The 21806-nt window shown below is 39.6% G+C and carries 20 protein-coding genes; 13 read left to right on the top strand and 7 right to left on the bottom strand.

The window, feature by feature from the left end:
* Nucleotides 1–4: 4 nt before the first annotated feature.
* From MTN96_RS17265 to MTN96_RS17250, 4 genes are all read left to right on the top strand, one after another.
* Complete coding sequence (locus MTN96_RS17265) at nucleotides 5–934, top strand: pre-peptidase C-terminal domain-containing protein (RefSeq protein WP_248532316.1); 930 nt, start codon at nucleotides 5–7, stop codon at nucleotides 932–934.
* A gap of 100 nt (nucleotides 935–1034) precedes the next feature.
* The gene (locus MTN96_RS17260) at nucleotides 1035–2951 is read left to right on the top strand and encodes an ATP-dependent DNA helicase (protein WP_013463302.1); all 1917 of its coding nucleotides are present in this window, start codon (nucleotides 1035–1037) and stop codon (nucleotides 2949–2951) included.
* 8 nt (nucleotides 2952–2959) lie between these two features.
* On the top strand, nucleotides 2960–3661 hold the full coding sequence (gene tsaB, locus MTN96_RS17255; protein WP_248532314.1) for a tRNA (adenosine(37)-N6)-threonylcarbamoyltransferase complex dimerization subunit type 1 TsaB: 702 nt from the start codon (nucleotides 2960–2962) through the stop codon (nucleotides 3659–3661).
* Nucleotides 3662–3735: 74 nt separating this feature from the next.
* Nucleotides 3736–4065, top strand: a complete 330-nt coding sequence (locus MTN96_RS17250) for a hypothetical protein (RefSeq protein WP_013463304.1) — start codon at nucleotides 3736–3738, stop codon at nucleotides 4063–4065.
* Between the two features lie 68 nt (nucleotides 4066–4133).
* Here MTN96_RS17250 and MTN96_RS17245 read toward each other — a convergent pair whose 3' ends face one another.
* Nucleotides 4134–5420 carry an alkaline phosphatase gene (locus tag MTN96_RS17245; RefSeq protein ID WP_248532312.1) on the bottom strand — a complete coding sequence of 429 codons (1287 nt, stop codon included), beginning with the start codon at nucleotides 5418–5420 and terminating at the stop codon, nucleotides 4134–4136.
* 187 nt (nucleotides 5421–5607) lie between these two features.
* Between MTN96_RS17245 and MTN96_RS17240 the strand changes: the two genes are divergently transcribed.
* The 3 genes from MTN96_RS17240 (at nucleotide 5608) to rnd (ending at nucleotide 9408) form a co-directional block, all read left to right on the top strand.
* Complete coding sequence (locus MTN96_RS17240) at nucleotides 5608–6459, top strand: alpha/beta fold hydrolase (RefSeq protein ID WP_069439734.1); 852 nt, start codon at nucleotides 5608–5610, stop codon at nucleotides 6457–6459.
* A gap of 115 nt (nucleotides 6460–6574) precedes the next feature.
* A complete protein-coding gene (fadD, locus tag MTN96_RS17235) occupies nucleotides 6575–8227 on the top strand; it encodes a long-chain-fatty-acid--CoA ligase FadD (protein ID WP_069439735.1) in 1653 nt (550 codons plus the stop codon).
* 50 nt (nucleotides 8228–8277) lie between these two features.
* Nucleotides 8278–9408, top strand: coding sequence for a ribonuclease D (gene rnd / locus MTN96_RS17230; protein ID WP_013463308.1), 1131 nt, complete (start codon nucleotides 8278–8280; stop codon nucleotides 9406–9408).
* A gap of 54 nt (nucleotides 9409–9462) precedes the next feature.
* On the opposite strand, the gene minE is transcribed toward rnd, so the two are convergent.
* From minE to minC, 3 genes are read right to left on the bottom strand one after another with little or no spacing between them, the layout of a single operon-like run.
* Nucleotides 9463–9726, bottom strand: coding sequence for a cell division topological specificity factor MinE (gene minE, locus MTN96_RS17225; RefSeq protein ID WP_008111532.1), 264 nt, complete (start codon nucleotides 9724–9726; stop codon nucleotides 9463–9465).
* Nucleotide 9727: 1 nt separating this feature from the next.
* The gene (gene minD / locus MTN96_RS17220; RefSeq protein ID WP_013463309.1) at nucleotides 9728–10537 is read right to left on the bottom strand and encodes a septum site-determining protein MinD; all 810 of its coding nucleotides are present in this window, start codon (nucleotides 10535–10537) and stop codon (nucleotides 9728–9730) included.
* A gap of 5 nt (nucleotides 10538–10542) precedes the next feature.
* Nucleotides 10543–11247, bottom strand: a complete 705-nt coding sequence (gene minC / locus MTN96_RS17215) for a septum site-determining protein MinC (RefSeq protein ID WP_069439736.1) — start codon at nucleotides 11245–11247, stop codon at nucleotides 10543–10545.
* Nucleotides 11248–11402: 155 nt separating this feature from the next.
* Between minC and MTN96_RS17210 the strand changes: the two genes are divergently transcribed.
* Nucleotides 11403–11684: a YcgL domain-containing protein gene (locus tag MTN96_RS17210; protein WP_036984015.1), complete on the top strand. Its 282-nt coding sequence runs from the start codon at nucleotides 11403–11405 to the stop codon at nucleotides 11682–11684.
* Nucleotides 11677–12693, top strand: a complete 1017-nt coding sequence (locus MTN96_RS17205; RefSeq protein ID WP_069439737.1) for a lytic transglycosylase domain-containing protein — start codon at nucleotides 11677–11679, stop codon at nucleotides 12691–12693. Before MTN96_RS17210 ends, MTN96_RS17205 begins: the two co-directional genes overlap by 8 nt.
* 48 nt (nucleotides 12694–12741) lie before the next feature.
* Here MTN96_RS17205 and MTN96_RS17200 read toward each other — a convergent pair whose 3' ends face one another.
* The gene (locus MTN96_RS17200; protein ID WP_013463314.1) at nucleotides 12742–13290 is read right to left on the bottom strand and encodes a GbsR/MarR family transcriptional regulator; all 549 of its coding nucleotides are present in this window, start codon (nucleotides 13288–13290) and stop codon (nucleotides 12742–12744) included.
* Nucleotides 13291–13507: 217 nt separating this feature from the next.
* On the opposite strand from MTN96_RS17200, the gene adhP reads away from it, so the two are divergent.
* A complete protein-coding gene (gene adhP, locus MTN96_RS17195) occupies nucleotides 13508–14518 on the top strand; it encodes an alcohol dehydrogenase AdhP (RefSeq protein WP_214551905.1) in 1011 nt (336 codons plus the stop codon).
* Nucleotides 14519–14568: 50 nt separating this feature from the next.
* On the opposite strand, the gene MTN96_RS17190 is transcribed toward adhP, so the two are convergent.
* Both MTN96_RS17190 and MTN96_RS17185 read right to left on the bottom strand, forming a co-directional pair.
* Nucleotides 14569–16989, bottom strand: coding sequence for a TonB-dependent siderophore receptor (locus MTN96_RS17190; protein ID WP_248532310.1), 2421 nt, complete (start codon nucleotides 16987–16989; stop codon nucleotides 14569–14571).
* Nucleotides 16990–17282: 293 nt separating this feature from the next.
* Nucleotides 17283–18554 carry an amidohydrolase family protein gene (locus MTN96_RS17185; RefSeq protein ID WP_171034683.1) on the bottom strand — a complete coding sequence of 424 codons (1272 nt, stop codon included), beginning with the start codon at nucleotides 18552–18554 and terminating at the stop codon, nucleotides 17283–17285.
* A gap of 159 nt (nucleotides 18555–18713) precedes the next feature.
* On the opposite strand from MTN96_RS17185, the gene MTN96_RS17180 reads away from it, so the two are divergent.
* The 3 genes from MTN96_RS17180 to MTN96_RS17170 all read left to right on the top strand — a co-directional run bounded on the left by MTN96_RS17180 (nucleotide 18714) and on the right by MTN96_RS17170 (nucleotide 21655).
* The gene (locus MTN96_RS17180; protein WP_248532308.1) at nucleotides 18714–20531 is read left to right on the top strand and encodes a DUF885 family protein; all 1818 of its coding nucleotides are present in this window, start codon (nucleotides 18714–18716) and stop codon (nucleotides 20529–20531) included.
* Nucleotides 20532–20627: 96 nt separating this feature from the next.
* A complete protein-coding gene (locus tag MTN96_RS17175; protein WP_016900173.1) occupies nucleotides 20628–21140 on the top strand; it encodes a YcgN family cysteine cluster protein in 513 nt (170 codons plus the stop codon).
* Nucleotides 21140–21655 carry an RNA methyltransferase gene (locus MTN96_RS17170; protein WP_214551902.1) on the top strand — a complete coding sequence of 172 codons (516 nt, stop codon included), beginning with the start codon at nucleotides 21140–21142 and terminating at the stop codon, nucleotides 21653–21655. Before MTN96_RS17175 ends, MTN96_RS17170 begins: the two co-directional genes overlap by 1 nt.
* Nucleotides 21656–21806: the final 151 nt, after the last annotated feature.

Raw genomic sequence — 21806 nt, 5'->3', positions numbered from 1 at the left:
TATTATGATGACGGATTACACCACCAATGCTCAAAACCAATTTTTAGCCCAGCTGATAGACACCTATTTACCACAAATTAGTTATGGCTTTGAACAATGTGGTTATGGTTGCTCCGATCATGCTTCTTGGTATCAACAAGGGTTTGCGACCTCAATGCCATTTGAATCAAAAATGAATGACATTAACCCACTGATACATACACAAAACGACAGTAATTTTGACGCTGATCATGCAATTAAATTTGCTAACTTAGCCGTTAGCTTTGTTGCTGAATTGGCAAAAAATGCCGGTGATGTCACTCCGCCAAATAATAATGAGTTAGTCAATGGTGAACCAATTTCTGGTATCAATGCCACTGCTAAAGAGCAGCTTATCTATACATTGAATGTACCAAAAGGAGCGCAAAACTTAAGCTTTGAAACCTCAGGTGATAATGGCGATGCCGATTTAGACATTAAAAATAATCAGGCGCCCACGTTAACTGATTACGACTGTAAAAATACCTCTGCCACAAGTAGTGAGCGTTGCGACATTCCAACCAGCAATGAAGGCACTTACTATGTCATGGTTGAGGCATACAGCGCAATTAATAATGTCTCTTTGACAGGCAGTTTTGAGCCAGCAGGCGCTTTAGAGCCTATCAATCGCGTAGAAGATAACATTAGCGTAAATACAGGTGATTGGCAGCGTTTTGAACAACGTTTAGCCGCGGGTTATGCCTCCATAAACGTTGCTATTTCAGGCGGAAGCGGCGATGCTGATTTGTATTTAAATTTCGGTGCGCATCTTCAAATACACAATTTGTGTGTAGGCCATATAAACGGCAACTCAGAAAGTTGCACTGTTTCTGCAACCCAGGCAGGTATATGGCATATAGATGTTAAAGGCTATCATGATGCAAGTGGCATTAAGTTAACTATAAATGCACAATAATTAACAGGGACATAAGCCCCTTTAAAGGCCAAATTCTCACGCTATTTGGCTTGCCCTTCGTCAATAGCTTACGTAGAATCCCGCTATTATTTTTTATAAAGTGATTGGTATTATCAAACAGCTGTTTAGTGCAACCGGGCCTTTGGCTTTATCAATAGATGGATACTCACCACGCCAACCTCAAATTGATATGGCTGTGGCTGTTGAGGATGCATTAAAAACAAGTTCCCAGCTTGTTGTTGAGGCCGGTACTGGCACAGGTAAAACCTTTGCTTATTTAGCGCCAGCCCTCAAATCTAAAGGCAAAACAATAATTTCAACCGGTTCTAAAGCACTGCAAGAACAGCTGTATCATCGTGATTTACCAGTGTTAGTAAAAGCCTTAGGCGCGGCTAAAAAAACGGCATTGTTAAAAGGGCGTGCCAATTATTTATGCACTTATCGGCTTACCCAACATGTTGCACACGTACCCACAGACGACCCTGATGTAATGCACCAACTTGCTATGGTTGCTAAATTTGCCAGTGAAACGCATACCGGCGATTTAGCCGACTGTATTGGTATTGAAGAAGATGCCAAAGTGTTGCCATATGTCAGCTCTACTGCAGATAACTGTTTAGGTAAAGAGTGCCCTGACTTTCAAGAGTGCTATATTCGTAAAGCGCGTTTAAAAGCAGGGGATGCCGACGTTGTCGTAATTAATCATCATCTATTTTTTGCCGATATGGCGGTTAAAGAGTCTGGCTTTGCAGAGCTAATGCCCAACGCAGATGCCTATATATTTGATGAAGCCCACCAGTTAAGTGAAATTGCCAGCGACTATTTTGGCGAAACCATGAGTACTAAAAAGTTGGTGGATTTAATTAATGATTTACGCGCTATTTACCGCGCTGAAATTCCAGACATGCTGCAATTAGGAAAAAGTTTGAATAAACTGGAAACCAGTGTCGCCGATTTAAGATTGCAGTTTGGTGTGGACGGTAGCCGCGGAGATTGGCGTGAAAAGCTCAGTAATAAGCTTATTTGCTCTGCATTACACCGCGTTATTAGTGATTTAGAATTTGTGTACCAGGTTTTAAAACATTGCTTAGAACGAAGTGATAAAATTGAACACCCATTTGAGCGGGTGTTGGCATTTAAAGGCCAGTTAGAGCGCGTATTTGATACCGCCCAAACAGGCTTTAGTTATTGGTATGAAACCACGCGGCGCTATTTAACCATAAATATAACGCCGCTGAATGTATCGGCTAAATTTGCTTTGATGATGAAAGAGTCTGGCGCAGGGTTTGTGTTTACCTCGGCCACGTTATCGGTCGACAACGAACTCACTCATTTTAATGCCAGCCTTGGGTTAAAACCAAAGCAAAGTATGATGGTAGACAGTCCATTTGATTATGAAAATCAGGCGCTTTTGTGCTTGCCGCGCTATTTACCTGAAACGCACGCCGATAATATGCCGCATGCGATTGTAAAGTTAACTCTCGAACTCATAAAATCAGCAAAAGGGCGTTGTTTTGTGCTATTTACTAGTTACCGAATGATGCATTTGGTGGCTGAGGGCTTAACCACACAAATGGACTATCCGGTTTACATGCAAGGGCAAATGTCTAAACGCATTATATTAGAAAAATTTACCCGTCATGGTAATGCCGTGTTACTCGGCACAGCGTCCTTTTGGGAAGGGGTTGATGTAAGAGGCAGTACTTTAAGCTGTGTTATTATCGACAAACTGCCGTTTGCGGCGCCCGATGATCCGCTTTTGCAAGCTAGAATGCAGGATTGCCAAATGCAAGGAAAAGATCCCTTTGCGCATATTCAGTTACCACAAGCGGTTATTGCCTTAAAGCAGGGCGTAGGTCGCTTAATTCGTGATAACAAAGATAAAGGTGTGTTAGTAATTTGCGATAATCGTTTAGTTACACGCCAATATGGACAAGTATTTTTAAAGAGTTTACCGCCAATGCGCCGTACACGTAGCTTAGAAGATGCAAATACATTTTTAAAACATATTAATTGAGTACAAAAATGATCAAAAGTAACATTCTCGCCCTAGACGCTTCTACAGAGGCTTTATCGCTTGTTTTGCATTATCAAGGTAAAACGTTTCATCATTTTGAAGAGTGTCCGCAGCAGCATAGTCAAAAAATTCTGCCACTTATTGATGAGCTGCTTAATAAAGCCAATTGTAAATTAAAAGATTTAGATGTTATTGGCTTTGGCCAAGGTCCAGGCAGCTTTACGGGTGTGCGTATTAGCGTGGCCATAGCACAAGGGCTTGGGTATTCAACGAATTTACCGCTAGTGGGGGTTTCTACCTTAGCGGTTATGGCGCAACAAGCGTTTGAACAATTTGGCGATGAAGTGGTTTATTCAAGCATTGATGCGCGTATGGGGGAAATATACTTTGCTCAATACCAAGTTAATAATAATTTGATGACACTTCAAGGTGAAGAACGTGTTTTTAAGCCTGAACTGCTTGATGCTTCATTGATAGACACAAACAAAACAGCAATCGGCGTGGGGACTGGATTTAAAAGTTATCCCGATGCATTAACTACATTTACAAATGTGAGTGTACACCCTGAAATTACGCTACCCGATGCACAATACATGTTAGCGTTAGTGGATGCACAGTACCTTGCAGGTAATGGCGTAAAAGCCAGCGATGCTCAGCCTAAGTATGTGCGTGACACAGTGACCTGGAAAAAATTACCAGGCCGCGAATAACGCTAAGTTGTATTGTTTGCATATTGAGCTATTTTAAATCATAATTTAAGCATGTTGTTGGTTGGAGAAGCGTAATGTCGCTGCCTATAAGCTCTGGTTTTTTTACTGGTGATATCCCTGCTAAGGTGCGTTCTACTGCTGTTGTTACGGCAAAGCCCGAACGACTATCAGAGCAGCCAATACCACAGAAAACCAATACAGACTATGTTAAGAGTAGCCCCGAAGGGCTTGAACTCGCAAAAGAGTTTGTAAAAGCGAACACCAAAGAGGCCCAATATAGCCAAACTATTTACGATCAACCGAGTGCGCAAGTTAGTAAGGCAATTTCTACTTACACTGAGTTTGCTAATTTAGAGCGAAGAGCTGAAGTTCAAAGCTTAATTGGTGTTGATATATATGCTTAATTATAAAATTATTAGCCAAATAAAAAGCCCGAATAGATTATTCGGGCTTTTTATTTTTATACCAGTGATTACTGTTTTATGTAACTAATCAGTTTTTTAGCTATGTCAGTATTGTTTTGTGAACCAATAAAGTCATCACTATTTTTACCATAGGCAAATATTTGCACATCAGAAGCGGTATGTCCGCCCGTTGTCCAACCAGTGAAACTTAAATCATTGATAATGCTTTTAACCGCTAAATTAAGGGTTTTTTCACCCATGGCTTTAGCTTGCTTAAGTTTAATTTCGTTTTCAGTTGTAAACTCAATACGGGTATTGGCTTGCCATACCGTTTTAAGGTTATCTGATCCCATTAATAATTTGGTTAATGTACCCGCAGTGGCTTTAACACCTTTGATGATGTCGGTTCCCCATTTGTATTGGCCATGCGCGCCAATGGTTAAACCGCCTGTAGAGTGATCAGCCGTGATCACTAAAATAGTGTCTGGGTTGTTATCTACATAGGCTTTTGCCGTTTCGATTGATTTTGCAAAGTCGTCCATTTCAGCCATTGCGCAAGCAATATCATTTGCGTGACCACACCAGTCAATTTGGCTGCCTTCAATCATCACAAAAAAGCCTTTATCGTTTTGCCCATCAAGCAAATCAAACGCTTTAGAGGTTAACTGTTTTAATCTCGTAGGGTTTTCATCTAGCGCAAAAGGTAATCCCTTAGGTGCGTATAAACCAATAGCAGGGATTTGTGTAATTTGACCTAAGTTTTTAATATCGTCACCGTATTGATAACCTGCTTTTTTAAATTCGTCGACTAAGTTTCTGTCATTACGAATAAAATATTGAGTTCCACCGCCTAACATTAAATCAACCGGTAATTTACCAGCAATTTTATTGTCAATGTAGTCGTTTGCGATGTCATCATAATTTCTTCTTGATTCATTATGCGCGGCAAAGCTTGCAGGTGTTGCATGGTTAATTTGTGAAGTAGCCACTAACGCTGTTGTCATTCCTTGCTCTTTTGCAATTTCTAGCATGGTCTTAACCGGTTTTTTAGTCGTATCGACAGCGATTGCGCCATTATAACTTTTATGACCGCTGCTAAGTGCAGTTGCACCTGCTGCGCTGTCTGTTACATAAGTATGGTCATCAGGATAAGTGTGCGCCATGCCTTTTAACATAGTGTCGAAAACGGTTGTTTCTATTTCTTTTGTTGTAGGGTCATCTTTGTAATAACGATAAGCGGTAGTGAAAGCGGGACCCATGCCATCACCAATCATATAAATAACATTTTTAGGCGCTGTTTGAGCGAATGCTCCTGTTGTACATAAAAGCGCTAATAAGCCGAACTGTTTTTTCATTGTGCGTACCCTTTAAGTGTACTGATTTTAATAGCGACTATTATTGTATACCGATAGCAAGATAAATAAATGAATATGTTATGAAATCTCGAAATTTAAGTGTGTGTTCTATTAGTTCAGTTCTATTATTTGTGTATTAACTCTTGTATGTTATGGCCATAACCAAATAAAAAAGTTGAGGTTTGCGTTGCAACCATTTTCGGTAAAAGCTAATGACTTAGATATACACGGTATTAAATTTGGAGACGGTGAAGACGTCGTTATCGCTCTGCATGGCTGGCTAGATAATTGTGCTAGCTTCGTGCCTATGCTGAGTCGTGCTGCACCTTCGCAAACATGGTATTGCATTGATTTTCCAGGGCATGGACTGTCATCTTGGCGAAGCCCTCAAGCACATTACTATTTTATTGATTATGTGGATGATGTGTATGCATTAATCACAGCGCTTAAGTTAAAGAAGGTACACTTGGTTGGTCATTCTATGGGGGCTATGGTAGCAGGGCTGTTTGCTAGTTGTTTTAGTGAGTACGTAAAATCTGTTTCTTTTATTGAAGGTATAGGCTGTGTTACTACCGATAGCGATGAAGTGTGTTCTCAGCTAAGAAATGCCATACTAAACCGAGCAAGGTTTAGTACAAAAAAATCACGGGTATACACTTCAAAACAACAAATTTATCAAGCGCGTGCAAAAACAACTGATTTAAACGATGAACTAATCGCGTTGTTGATGGACAGAAACATAAAACAAATGCACAGTGGGTTTGAGTTAACGACTGATCCTAAGCTTAAAAATCACTCAGGTTTTCGATTTGATGAAGCGCAATGTATTGGTGCAATAAAAGAATTAATTGCACCATGTCAATTAATATTAGGTGATAAAGGTTATCCATTTGTAAAACAAAATCTAGACAAGTATAGTAAATATTACAATAACTTGAGTGTAATAGATGTGCCTGGTGGGCATCATTGCCATATGCAAAGTAGTGGACTATGTTTTGAACACATTCACGCATTTATGGTGCAAAGTAGTGCATGTTAATTGTATATTACCGATAAATGTGGGATTATCTCTAGATTAGAGTATTTGCTCAATTGTGAAAGTGCCTTACTTAGATTAAGGTTAATAAAAATATAATTATAAACAGGGGCTAAGAGTGGAAAAAATCTGGCTTAAGCGCTACCCAGAAGGTATGCCTGAAACAATCGATCCTGAGCACTACAACTCGTTACTCGAAGTGTTTGAAAAAAGTTTTAATGATTACAAAGATTTACCTGCATTTACTAATATGGGTAAAACATTGTCATATAACGAAATTGACGCGGCAACAAAACGTGTTGCGGCTTATATTCAAAACGATTTAGGGTTAAAAAAGGGCGATAAAGTCGCTGTTATGATGCCTAACTTGTTGCAAACCCCAATTGCTATATTAGGTATTTTACGCGCAGGGTGTGTGGTGGTTAACGTTAATCCGCTATATACCGTTCGTGAGCTAGAGCACCAATTAAAAGATTCTGAAACATCAGCAATATTTATTCTTGCTAACTTTGCTGTCACGCTTGAAAAAGCACTGCCTAATACTGACGTTAAACACATTGTGGTTACGCAGGTTGGTGACATGATGGGCGGACTCAAAAAGCATTTAGTCAATTTTGTTGTTAAGTATTTCAAAAAAATGGTACCAAGCTATACGTTGCCTAACACGATTAACTTTTGTGATTTATTAAAAGCTGATCTGAATGGCTATAAGCGCCCAGAGGTTAACTTAAGCGATTTAGCATTTTTACAATACACCGGTGGTACAACCGGTGTATCTAAAGGGGCAATGTTGAGCCACGGTAATATGGTGGGTAACCTTGAGCAAGTATCTGGTTGTTTAGATAACGTGCTTGAGCGTGGTAGAGAAGTGGTTATTACCGCGCTACCGCTCTATCATATATTTGCATTAACAGCGAACTGTTTAACATTTATGAAATACGGCGGCTTAAACGTTTTAATTACTAATCCACGTGATATGCCTGGATTTGTAAAAGAGCTTAGTCAGCATAAATTTACTGCTATCACAGGGGTGAACACTTTATTTAATGGCTTATTAAATACCCCTGGTTTCTCTGAGCTTGATTTTAGTCACCTTAAAATGTCATTAGGCGGCGGCATGGCAGTACAACGCCCTGTTGCAGAAAAATGGCAAAAGGTCACTAACAGCAAACTAATGGAAGGCTATGGCCTGACAGAATGTTCTCCCTTAGTCACAATTAGCCCGTATGATTTAGAAGCTTATAATGGCTCTATCGGTCTACCTGCGCCAAGTACTGACATTAAATTAATGCTCGATAACGGTGAAGAAGCTGCTAAAGGTGAGCCGGGTGAACTGTGGGTAAAAGGTCCGCAAGTAATGCTTGGTTATTATAATCGCCCTGATGCAACTGCTGAATGTTTAAAAGATGGCTGGTTTGCAACTGGTGATATTGCCACTTACGATGACGAAGGTTTTTTCTACATTGTTGATCGTAAAAAAGACATGATTATTGTTTCAGGCTTTAATGTTTTCCCAAATGAAATAGAAGAAGTGGTTGCCATGCACGAAGGCGTGCTTGAAGTGGCTGCGGTTGGTATCCCTCATGACATTAGTGGTGAACAAGTTAAAGTTTTTGTTGTGAAAAAAGACCCTTCTTTAACTGAAAAAGATATAATAAAACATTGTCGTGATAATTTAACTAATTACAAGGTTCCTAAACTCGTTGAGTTTAAGGATGAGTTACCCAAAACTAACGTGGGTAAAATTCTCAGAAGAGCCTTAAAAGATTAGCAACTATAAAAAAGCCGACATCAGTCGGCTTTTTTATTGTAGGAGACTCAGTGCACTACCAATTAATCCAAACCCAAAATGAGCTTAATACGTTTGTAGAACAAATTAAAAACAAACCCATTCTTGCTATTGATACCGAGTTTATGCGCCGCCGTACTTTGTATCCAGAAGTTGCACTTATTCAAGTTTATGATGGCGAACATTTAGCGCTTATTGACCCGCTTGCCGAGCTTTCCTTGTTTGATTTTTGGCAAATACTTAAAGATCCTAAAGTGCTAAAAGTACTCCATTCACCCTCAGAAGATATTGAAGTTTTTCAAAAGTACGCAGGGTTTGTTCCTTATCCTTTATTCGATACCCAGTTTGCACTTCAGCTATTAGGTGAGGGAAACTGTATGGGCTTTGCCTTAATGGTGAAAACATTATTGAATATTGAGATTGATAAAAGCGAATCGCGCACTAATTGGTTACAACGCCCCCTTACTCAAAAGCAACTTGAATACGCTGCTGCTGATACGTATCACCTGCTGCCATGTTTTGAGTTAATTATAGATAGCATTAAAGCCGCTGATTTATTTGATATTGTGATCAATGAAAGTGAATTAGTTGCCAATAAACGTGCTTTTCAAATTCCGGATGAGCTACTTTACAAAGAAATTAAAAATGCATGGCAACTTAAGCCGCATGAACTAGCGGTACTTAAAGAGTTAGCAGTATGGCGTCGAAATAAAGCCATTCGTAAAAATCTAGCGCTTAATTTTGTACTTAAAGAGCACAATATGACCGAAATTGCCAAACGAGGCCCTTCAAGTTTAAATGCTCTGAGACAAATTCCTGGGGTAGAACCCATTGAAGTGAATCGTTCTGGGGTTGAAATTTTAAAGTGTATTGAGCAGGCCAAAGCCATTCCAGCTGAGCAACACCCACAAGTATTAAAGCGGTTAATTGATTTTCCTACCTATAAAAAAGTAGCGAAGGAGATCAAACAAAAAATTACTAAAGTTGCTAAAGAGCATAACATTCCAGAAGACGTTATGGCCTCTAAAAAGCAAATAAATCAGCTAATTAGTTGGAATTGGAAGTTAACTGCTCAGCAAAAAGAAAAACACATAAAGCCAGATTTACTCAGTTCATGGCGCTATGACTTTGTTAAAGACGCTCTTAAAGAGTGGGATAATTAAAGTCATAAAGGCGAGTTACAAACAAATAAAAAGGGCGCTTAGCGCCCTTGTTTGTTATTTCTTTTCTTCGTCAGGTAATGTGACATTGAGCTCGAGTACCGCTAAATCGTCTTCATTTTGATCAAACTGAACTTGAACCGCATCGGCGCCTACATTAACGTACTTACGGATCACATCAAGAATATCTTGCTTTAATTGTGGCAAGTAATCTGGTGTTCCACGCTGAGAACGCTCGTGCGCGACAATGATCTGCAATCGCTCTTTTGCTAATGACGCACTGTTTTTCTTTTCTGAGCGGAAGTAGTCAAGTAAAGACACATTAACCTCCAAATATCCGTTTGAATAAACCCTTTTTCTCTACATCTAAAAATCTAAATTCAACCGTTTCGCCTAATAAACGACTGATCGCATCAGCATAAGCTTGACCTGCGTCTGATTCGCTATCAAGAATTACCGGCTGTCCAGAGTTTGATGCACTAAGTACTGCTTGAGATTCAGGAATGACACCTAGTAAGTCTATGGCTAGGATGTCCTGGATATCTTCAACAGATAGCATTTCACCTTTTGATACACGATCTGGATTATAGCGTGTTATTAGCAAATGCTCTTTAATGTTTTCTAATCCTTCTTCGGCACGTTTCGATTTACTGTGTAAAATGCCTAGAATACGATCCGAATCTCGTACTGACGAGACTTCAGGGTTGGTTGTAACTATCGCTTCATCAGCGAAGTACATCGCCATCATAGCTCCGGCTTCAATACCTGCAGGAGAATCACAAACAATATAGTCAAAGTCTTCTTTTAACTCGTTCAATACGCGTTCAACACCATCACGGGTGAGTGCGTCTTTATCGCGAGTTTGTGAAGCAGGAAGTAAAAATAACTTTTCTACACGTTTGTCTTTTATGAGTGCTTGATTAAGGTTAGCTTCGCCATTGATCACATTAACAAAGTCATACACTACGCGACGTTCACAACCCATGATGAGGTCTAAATTACGTAAGCCGATATCAAAATCGATGATAACAGTTTTGTAGCCTTTTAATGCTAAGCCTGTACCAATTGCTGCGCTTGATGTTGTTTTACCAACACCCCCTTTACCCGAGGTAACGACAATTATTTTTGCCATGAGATTTATCCTTTAACCAAAGCTGAAATTTCTAAAGATTCATTTTTTTGTTGTATTTGAACTGCGTTACCCCAGTGTTCACCTTGCAGTGAGTCACTGATCCAGTAATTACCATTGATTGAAACGAGTTCTGCTTCTAATTTATTACAAAATATGTATGCGTTTTCGAGCCCTTTTGCACCGGCAATTGCACGCCCTCGTAGGGTTCCGTAAATATGTACATTGCCATCGGCAATAACTTCTGCGCCATGGCTTACCGCGCCTAACACCACCAAGTCGCGGTCTTTGGCGTAAACTTGTTGGCCTGAGCGCACCGCACCATTAATAATTTGCGCTGGTAAATACACGGTTTTTTCTACAACCGAAGTATTTGGCTCTACTCTTGCGGGTTCGCTCCTAACGTCTTGAGAATAGTTTAAAACAGACAACCCTGCGGCTTTTGCCTGTTTATGCTGTTCATCCGAACCATTACATACACCCACAGCATTAAAGCTCATGCGTTCAATAAGCGATTTTAAGTGAACAAAGTCGATTGCGCTGTTTTTTACTTCAATTAAATTGACGACGATAGGGGCACCCTCAAAGAATTTTGGGGCTTGGGCAATTTTTACATACAGTTGTTCTGCTAAAAGGTTAATATCAGTACTATAAAGATGCAAAACTGATAACGTAAAAAGGTTGCCTTTTAGCTCAAAAATTTGGTCCGACATAGATGCTCAACTGGATTGTCTAGTTAGCATGTAACTTTATATAAACCTAGGCTGAACAAGGCTTTTATTACAGTTTCCACACTAATTTTTATAACTTATTATTATTGCCATGTTATAGTGTGTAGCACTGTTAAGCAAGATTTTATAGGGCCATAATGCTAACTGCGGTATATAAAAGTAAGAAAAAAGCAGATACTTTCTTATTTATTGAAAAAAGAGACGATTTTAGTAAAGTTCCGGAACCTTTAATGACCATGTTTGGTCAACCTCAGTACGTGATGATCATTAACTTAGCGAAGCGAACTCAATTAGGCGTAGCGGATTTAGACACTTTAAAACAGTCGCTTAGCGACCAAGGCTATTATTTACAAATTCCGCCACCTGAGGAAAACTTGCTAAGTCAATTAAGAAAACAAAATGGAGTAGATAGTGATTAAAAAATTAGCGGTTGTATTGTGTGGTGTGTGTTTAAGCTCATCGGTAATGGCAAAAACACAAGCTGAGTTTCAACAATATCTTACTAATTTAAAGCAAGAGGCAATTGCAAAAGGCTACCATACTCAGTTAATTGAGCAAGCATTTGCCACTGCATCTTATAAAGAAAAAGTCATTTCAGCAGACAAAAACCAGCCAGAAGTAAAAGAAACGCTGGAAACGTATTTACCAAAACGAGTACCGCAATGGAAAATAGATCGTGCGCGTAAATTGTATAAAGAAAACCAAGAAGTCTTAGAAAAAGTAGCAAAAGACTTTGGTGTTCAAGCGCGTTTTATTGTGGCTATTTGGGGTTTAGAAAGCAATTTTGGCGCTATTCAAGGCGGCCACAATGTTATTTCATCCTTAGTAACTTTAGCATTTGATGGACGTCGTGAAGCGTTATACAAACGCCAATTGTGGGCAGCACTGGATATATTAAAGTCGGGTCATATCACGCTTGATAAATTTAAAGGCTCTTGGGCGGGTGCTATGGGTCAAACCCAATTTATGCCAACCTCATTTAATGCCTACGCCGTTGATTACAACAACGATGGCCGCAAAGATATTTGGACAACCAAAGAAGACGCGTTTGCTTCAATTGCTAATTACTTAAAGCAAGAGGGTTGGAATGATAATTTAACCTGGGGTCGCCAGGTACAATTGCCCGCTGACTTTGATAAGCAGTATATATTAAAGCGCGGTACTAAAACCCGAAAGCAATGGCTAGAGTATTGGGATAAATCAGAGCGCTCCTTAGCAGATTGGCAAGCATTAGGTGTTCGTCGTGTTGATGGCAGTGATTTACCTACGGTTGCTGTAGATGCAGCATTAGTCATGCCGGATGATATAAATGGACGCATGTATTTAGCATACGATAACTACAAAGTATTTATGCACTGGAATCGTTCATACTACTTTGCAACCAGCGTAGGTTATTTGTCAGATAGAATTGCTTACCCAAAAATTTAAGCTTAAGCGAATAACTAAAAAGCCGCTCATTGCGGCTTTTTTTAATGGTTATTGCTCTTTTTTGAATATTTTATCTTTGAGGTCAATGACTTTGCCAATGCCTGAACCTAGCTTCATTAGTTTGTTGAGCTGCTCTGGGGTTAAGCGTTGTAACTCTGACGACCATTTAGTCACTGTTTCAAGTAAGTTATGAATTTCGCCCATTTGTTTTTGTGCATAAATTTCATCGTCGTTACTTGCTTCATCTAATAAGTTATCTCTAAGTAAGCTAAGCGTAGGTTCTACTTCACGCTTTTTACGTTCTTCAAACACGCGATTAGCCATATCCCAAATATCGCCTGCAGGTGCATAGTATTCTTTTCTATCTCCTGGGATATGCATTACCTTGATCAGCTGCCAAGATTGTAATTCTTTAATTCCCATACTTACGTTACCGCGTGAAATACTCAGTGCATCTGCGATTTGGTTTGCCGTCATTGGATCTTTGGTAATAATAAGTAATCCGCACATTTGGCCGATTGTACGATTAAATCCCCAGCGGCTGCCCATCTCGCCACAATGCATTACAAAGGCAAAGTTTTTTTCTGATAATGTCATTGTTACAAGTTTCAAAAATAAATGAAAGCTATGCTAGCACGCTGGTTAAGTATGGCAAGCGTTTAGCTTGGATAAAAAACCACGTTTTACGACTAATGATTGATATAGATTAATATTAAAGCATCTATAGTAGGTTATGTTGCGGGTATGTAACATGACATTGTTGTTTAACGTCTTTGTTAAATAGCATAAATTTTTTATAAACGATGGAATGACTATGAAAGCAGCAATAAATACAGAATATAAAGGCAAGTTGGCGATCACCGATTTACCAATCCCAGAGGTAGGTCCTAACGATGTGCTGGTTAAAATAGCCGCTTGTGGTGTATGTCACACCGATTTACATGCGTGTCATGGTGATTGGCCGGTAAAACCAAAAATGCCATTGGTACCAGGTCACGAAGGCGTGGGTGTAATAGAAAAACTAGGCAGTAATATTAAACATTTAGAAGTGGGCGACCGAGTGGGTGTACCTTGGTTGTATAGCGCCTGTGGCCATTGTGAATTTTGTTTAGATGGACGTGAAACCCTGTGTTTATCGCAACATAATACCGGTTACTCAATTGACGGTGGTTATGCAGAATATTGTTTAGCACATGGTGATTACATCATTAAAATACCGGATGGGTTAGACTTTGCTGAAGCTGCCCCGTTATTCTGTGCCGGCGTAACAACGTATAAAGCATTAAAAGTATCAGATGCAAAACCGGGTCAATGGGTTGCTATTGTTGGTGTGGGCGGTTTAGGTCACTTAGCGGTGCAATATGCAAAAGCAATGGGCTTTAATGTTATTGCTGTAGATACAGGTGAAGAAAAAATGGCCTTAGCTAAAGAGTTAGGCGCCGATATTACGCTTGATTTTAAAGAAGTGGTGCCTAGTGAGGCTATTTTTGAGCAAGTAGGTGGCGCGCATGCTGTTGTTTGTACCGCTGTATCAAAACCTGGGTTTGAACAAGCGTATAAAAGTGTTCGCCGTGGGGGCAAATGCGTATTAGTTGGCTTACCGCCAGAAGATATGCCACTGCCAATTTTTGATACTGTGCTAAATGGTGTTTCAGTAGTAGGTTCTATTGTAGGTACGCGTAAAGACCTGCAAGAATGCCTTGAATTTGCCGCACAAGGTAAAGTAAAAGCTATCATTGAAGAGAAAAAACTCGAAGATATTAATGAAATTTTCGATGATATGCTCAAAGGCGAAATTAACGGCCGTATAGTTGTTACAATCTAACTATACCAAAATATAGTGCGCACAAACCAACCTGGCTTGTGCGCATTGTGTTAAAGCGTATAACTAAAGCTTAACTTTGCATTTCTTTCCTCACCTGGCATACCGCCTAAAAACATGGCTTTAGAATAGTATTTTTTATTAAACAGGTTATTAATGTTTAATTGCATTTGCCAGTTGTCTGCTTTGTAGCTAACTGCAGCATCATACACGGTATAAGCGGGGACGTAGCCGTTATCAATACCGAACGAACTTGAGTTAGTACTGCGCTTATCAACAAACGTTAAGCCTGCGCTTAAATCTATTGCGTGAGGTAATTCAAATAATGCAGCAGAGTAAGTTACCCATGAGCTAGCAGTTACATAAGGCACGCCTTTTTGGCGAGTATCAAAGCTTGTGCTGTTTGGGTTAGTCTTATCGCGAGCATCTTGATAAACCCCGTTGATGTTAACTTTCCATTGATCGTTCAAATACGCATTTAAGTCAATTTCTACGCCTTTGGTTTGTTCTTCACCATCAAAAAAACTCTCTACTACGTTTGGTGCAGACACGCCTGCTTCATAAAGTGGGTTGGCATATTCTAAATTAGTACGTGCACTTTCAAATACTACAATTGAAGCCAGTAATTGGTCATCAAACGCTTTAAAACGAAATCCTAAATCGTTACTAACAGATTCTGAGTCTTCTCTATCGGCTTCATTACCAGCAACAGATCCAAGTACACTGTAGGCAGTACGACCTTTTGAGTGATTTAAAAATAAAGCCATGTCAGTGCTTAATTGATAAGTAGCTCCTAAATTGTACGTTAAACCGCTATCTGAAGTGTTTGCCTCTGGCGTTGGGTTTGCGCGGCTTTGACTATAACGTGGGTCAACACCAAAATGCTCGTAACTTTGTTTTATACGGTTATGAGCAATCCCAATACGGGTGGTGATTTTATCGTTAATGTAGGCAACATGCTGAAGGCCTAAACCCCATGCTTGTACTTTTTTATTATAATCGCTGGTTTTAAGCGGATCGTAATCATTAAATTTACCTGTAGGCCAATTTGGCTGACGCATATCAAAAATATACGGCAGTGCGCCTTGATAAATTACCTCACCGGCTTTGTTTTTAATGACCTTATCGGCATCGTAAATAGAATATTGTTTAAAACGAATATCACGATCTTCATAGTTAGCGTTAACCAGTAATTCGTTTTCTATGTTACCGAGCATAAAGTCATAACGTAAATCTAAAAAGTACTGCCATGATTTTTCATCCGCTTCTACTTGGCGGTACTCTTGGCGTCTGGCTGCAAAAGGGTATAACACGTCATCAACAACTAGCGGTGCGCGTGGGTCTTGGTTGATCACGCCGTTACGTTTCCAGTAAACGTAGTTGTAAGCACCTGTTTGGCGGGCAAAACTTGAGGTGTAATTACGGTACTGTAGTTGTTGATTAACAAATAAATCATCACTAATGTAATAATTATGGGCTAATTTAAAACGCAGCTCTTCACCTTCGTTATCCTTTGCCATCGGTGATATTATGCCATTGGTACCAAAGTTAAAGGGCGTTAAACCATCATTGCTTGCCAAAGAGTTAGCTAGTTCATTTCGTTGTACTTCACTCAATTGTAAGCCACTTGCTGTAGGGTCATTCACTAATTCGGCGCCTGATACTTCACCTGCAGTTAAACCATTAACCGATTCACTGTTAAAAATACGAATAGGGTGGCCGATAGAATCCACAGCAATGGCGTCCTTGATATAGGCTCCGGATAACACAAACGCATGTTGATCATTTAGAACATATTTTAAAGACGAATAAATTTCATCACGTTGTTCTTTTAAATCACGAAAGCCATCGCTAGAGGCGGTTTTTGCCATGACTCGATAAGCTAAGTCGTCTGTTATTGCATTGGTGCTATCGAACGCCAGTGAATAACTATCCCACTGACCAATATCCATTTCTAAGGTATGTTGCTCGTTAAACTGCGGCTTTTTTTCAATAAGATTGATCACCCCACCAGCACTGCCCATGCCGTATAAACCAGTTGCTGGGCCTTTTAATACTTCAATTGATTCAACATTAGTTAGAGAGCGCGTTGGGTTAAATGTATTGCCTAATCCTGCGCCACCGTACATGCCATCATACGTATAATTAGCACCTAAACCACGAATTACTAAATTATCACCAATGCCATAGTTGTTACCGGCTTGCGTTAAACCACTTACATTACGGATCACATCTTGTAAACTATCAATACCTTGCGATGCAATAAGCGCTTTATCAACAATGACCACGGGTGCAGGGGTTTCCATTAGTGACATATCAGATTTAGTAGCCAAACCTGAGCTCATTACCACTCGGTTTTGTTGCTCGTAAACACTGATACGTTCAATATCGGAATTAACTTGTGACTCGTTTGCCAATGCCAAGTGCGCGTTTAAGCACGCGAGTGTGAGTAGTGAGTATTGAAACCTTTTCATAGAGTGATAACCATTCGCATTTGTTAATTTGCGTGAATGATAATGGTTATCATTTTAAAATAAAATAAAAAGTTCAAACTTTTTTACTTTAATGGGTGTGTTTGCTTGATAGTTATACAATATGATTTAAAAACAATCACATTTAAAAATATTAACGGGGTATTGCAGTCGCTAGTTGGCTTTACCAAGAGAGAATCTAAAAAAGTATTGATGATTAAATGGGCAGTTTAACTACATTAGCTAAAAAATTGTTAAGGTTGAGCTAAGCTCAACCTTATAAAGATGTTTTGGGTTTACTGCTTGTAAACGACACCGGCTTTCATTACAAAAGGAATACGCTCAAGTGTAGAAATATTTTTAAGTGGGTTAGCACTCACCGCTATAATATCAGCAGCAAAACCAGTTTTAATTTGCCCCAGTTGTGAATCTGCCTTTAGTAATTTAGCACTATTAATTGTCGCGGCTTGAATAGCTTGTAATTCACTCATACCAAATTCAACCATTCGCGAGAACTGTTTCGCATTATCACCATGTGGATAAATAGCCGCATCTGTACCAAATACCATGTTAACCCCAGCTTCAACGGCGCGTTTAAAGCTGTCTCTTTGCTTTTTAGAAACAAGACGTTCTTTATTTAGGTTCTCTTCATCTACCCCATTTTGCTCACCAAAGCTCAGTGTATACTCGGTATTGTAAATATCCATAGAGAGCCAAGTACCGTGCTTTATAGCAAGCTCAATCGCTTCATCGTCTAAAAAGCTAGCATGCTCTACGCTGTCTACACCGGCTTTAATGGCTGTTTTAATGCCGTTAGTGCCGTGTGCGTGAGCCGCAACAGGCAATTCTCGCATGTGCGCTTCATCCACAATGGCTTTCATTTCTTCAAATGCGTATTGTTGTATGCCCACCTTTGTGCCTTTAGAAAATACCCCACCAGTTGCACATAATTTAATTGCATTAGCGCCATATTTAATATTTTCACGTACTTTAATGCGAACAGCCCATGGGCCATCAGCAACCCCCGAGGCGGTATACTTCATTTCTGGAGGCAAACGATTATTGTCACAGTGTCCGCCAGTAATCCCCAAAGAAGGGCCTGCAGCCCAGATGCGAGGGCCAATAATATCACCTGCATTAATGCCGTCGCGAACCGCAATAACACTAAAGCCTTCTGCACCTAAGTTACGCACTGTGGTAAAGCCGGCTTCTAATGTTTTTTTAGCAAAGTAACTGGCTTTAATAGCCATACGCGGTACTGATTGGCCTATACGTTCACTGCGCGAAACGGTTGGATCGCTGGTTAAATGCACATGCATATCCATCAACCCCGGCATTAAGGTGAGTTCAGGTAGGTTAATCAGTTCATCATTACTGGTAAGCGTTGGCTTTTTATTAAATTGAATTTGGCTTATTACACCCTCGTCAATCGCGATTAACGGATTAGCTTTTAGCTCTCCAGTTTTTACATCAAGCAAAGCTTTGGCCGATATATAGGTGGTTGCCAGTGTACTTGCGCTTGTTAAGCTCAGTAATGCGATTGATGTAGTTAGTAAATGTTTTTTTATTTTGATCATTTTAATTATTTAATTATTTAAATTTACCTGAATGTAGCAATCATTAGCTATTGAGTAAATTATCTAGCGACGAATCCCACTCACCGTAATTACTTTATTTAAGCCATTTAAAACCGCATAATTAGCGGGTAAAAACTAACAAGGATCTTTATGAAAGTTATTAAAATAGCACTGGTTGCCAGTAGCGTTATGTTTGCCTTAAGTGGTTGTATGAGCACCAGCTCACAATTAAACACAAATCAGCCGGTCGCGCCTGTAATAAGCGAGTTATCAGCCGAGCAACAGTTGGATGTGCTCGTTGCACAGTACTACGATGAGTCATTAACCTTTAATCCCTTAAGCGCCACTTATAACGGTCGCCATGAATTCGATGATCAATTTTTGCCGGTGATATCGCAGGCTAATCGTGATAAAAAATCTGCTTTTTATAAAAAATATCAACAACGTTTAACGCTAATCGATGAATCACAATTAACAGGGCAGGCGCTACTTAACTTTGAAGTATTATCGCGAGATTTAGCCCTAAAGCTTGAGGGCATGCAATATAAAGATTATTTGTTACCGATTAACCAAATGTCGGGAGCACATAATACCTTTGCTGGATTTGGTTCAGGGCAAAGTGCACAGCCCTTTAATACTGTTGCCGACTATGAGCAATTTATTAAACGTGCTGATGGTTTTGTGAAATGGTTAGCCAGTGTTGAACAATCAATGGCGCAAGGTGTTAAACAAGGTGTAGTATTGCCTATGCCATTGGCTAAAAAATTATTGCCTCAGTTTAAAGTGCACGTAGTAACTAACGCAGAAGATTCATTATTTTATTCACCAATAAAGGCCATGCCCGACTCATTTTCTAATGCACAAAAACAGCAACTCACTGAGCAGTATAAAACGCTTATTTTAGATAAATTAGTGCCCGCTTATCAGCGTATGAGTGAGTTTTTACTCAACGACTATATTCCTCATGCTCGCGATTCTGTTGGTTATGCTGATTTACCTAATGGTAAAGCGTGGTACGAATATCAAATCAAGAAAAACACCACGTTGAGTTTATCAGCAGATGAAATTCATGACATTGGCTTAAGTGAAGTGGCTCGAATTTTAAGTGAAATGAAAACGGTTAAAAACACCGTGGGATTTGAAGGTGATTTAGCATCGTTTTTTGATCATTTACGTGACTCAGATGAGTTTTATTATAAAACAGCCGATGAGTTAATTGCCGCCTATGAAGATATTAAACTAAAAATAGATGCGCGCTTACCGCGATTATTTAATATTGAGCCTAAAGCCCCTTACATTGTTAAAGCAGTAGAAGCGTATCGTGCCCAATCGGCAGCGGGGGCATCTTATGCAGGGCCTGCACCAGATGGTTCTCGTCCGGGTATCTTTTACATTAATGCTTACAACTTAAAAGCGCAGCCTAAATTTTTACTTGAAACGCTATCTATTCATGAAGCAGCACCTGGTCATCACTTTCAAATTGCACTGCAACAAGAAGTAGAAAGCCTGCCCGATTTTCGTAAATTTGGCGGCTACACTGTGTTTGCTGAGGGCTGGGCATTATACGCAGAGAGTCTTGGCAAAGAGCTTGGCTTATTTACCGACCCGTATATGTGGTACGGGCGTCTTAACGATGAGCAGCTAAGAGCTATGCGTTTAGTGCTTGATACAGGTTTTCATGCCAAAGGGTGGACACGTCAACAAGGCATTGACTACATGTTAGCTAACTCTTCAATGGCAAAAAGCGATGTAATTGCTGAAGTGGAACGTTATATTGCATGGCCTGGGCAAGCATTATCGTACAAATTGGGTGAGTTTAAAATTAAAGAGCTTAGAGATTACGCCCACCAGCAGTTAGGCGAGCAATTTGATATTAAAGCCTTTCATACGCAAATATTAATAGATGGCGCATTGCCTATGCCTATCTTAGAGCAAAAAATTAAACGTTGGGTTAAATCTCAGCAGTAACATAATCGCGCAAAGTCATTATTTAAACAGGGATTGGCTTTGCGCGCTTTGCTGCAATACGTTAGAATGCGCGCTCTTAAAAGGCGCGAGTACACCATGTTTGATCAACAATTAGCAAAAACCCAATTCTGGCTTAGCAAAAGTCTCAATGAAATGAACCAGCAAGAATGGGAAGCCATTTGTGACGGATGCGGAAAGTGTTGTTTAAACACCTTTATTGACAGCGAAGACGAAGATGACTTTACCGCCACTGATCAGCTAAGAGAAGGTGAGCAACTTATATTTACCAATATTGTTTGCCAATACCTTGATAACGCAACCTGTGGTTGTAGTGAATACGAAAACCGCCAAACCTTAGTGCCTTCTTGCGTTAAGCTTACCAAAGAAAACCTCAAAGACATTTTCTTTATGCCGCAAAGCTGCAGCTACCGCCGACTTCACGAAGGACGTGGATTAGCAACGTGGCATCCGTTACTTAATAACGGCGATAAAACTAAAATGCACGAGCTAAACATTTCTGTTAAAGATAAAACCGTAAAAGACTGTGACGTAAAGCTAGAAGATTTTGATTTGTATATAGCCGAATGGCCAACCAAGGATTGCAATTAATGAGTAAATTACAAGCAAGTATTGGTTTAATTAATCCAAAAAGCCCGACCAACGTGGGGGGCGTATTACGCGCCGCAGGCTGTTATGACGCACAGCAGGTTTTTTTTACTGGCAAGCGTTATTTAAACGCACAGAAATTTCATACCGATACTAAAAATGTAGTGCAACGTATTCCATTAACCGCCACTGATAATTTAGCATCAAGTAAACCTGAAGGTGCTAAAGTGGTGGTGATAGAGCTAATAGAAGGGGCGACTCCCTTGCCTGAGTTTACCCACCCTGAGAACGCATTTTATGTTTTCGGCCCAGAGGATGGTTCAGTGCCAAAAGACGTTTTAAAGTGGTGTGATGAAGTTGTTTATATTCCAACCATAGGCTGTATGAATTTAGCAGCAACCTGTAATGTTGTTCTTTATGACCGACTCGCCAAGCTTGGCGGTATTCAAAGTAGTGATGAAACCATTATCACTTCACGCGATACCAATAATAAAATGAAATGGCAAAAACAACCTTAAACATATTTGCTGTTTAAGGTTTATCCCTTGCTAAATGTAAAATAAAGTAACTAGTTAACTTAAAAAATAAGCAATTCGTATTTTTAAACACTATAAACGTAAAACTATGTAATTATATTAAAAAATTATAATTATAAGAGCTTATTATTTA

It is taken from the genome of Pseudoalteromonas sp. 2CM28B, assembly GCF_023161935.1.
The sequence above is the reverse complement of the archived record's forward strand: the minus strand, read 5'-3'. Positions and strand labels throughout refer to the sequence as shown.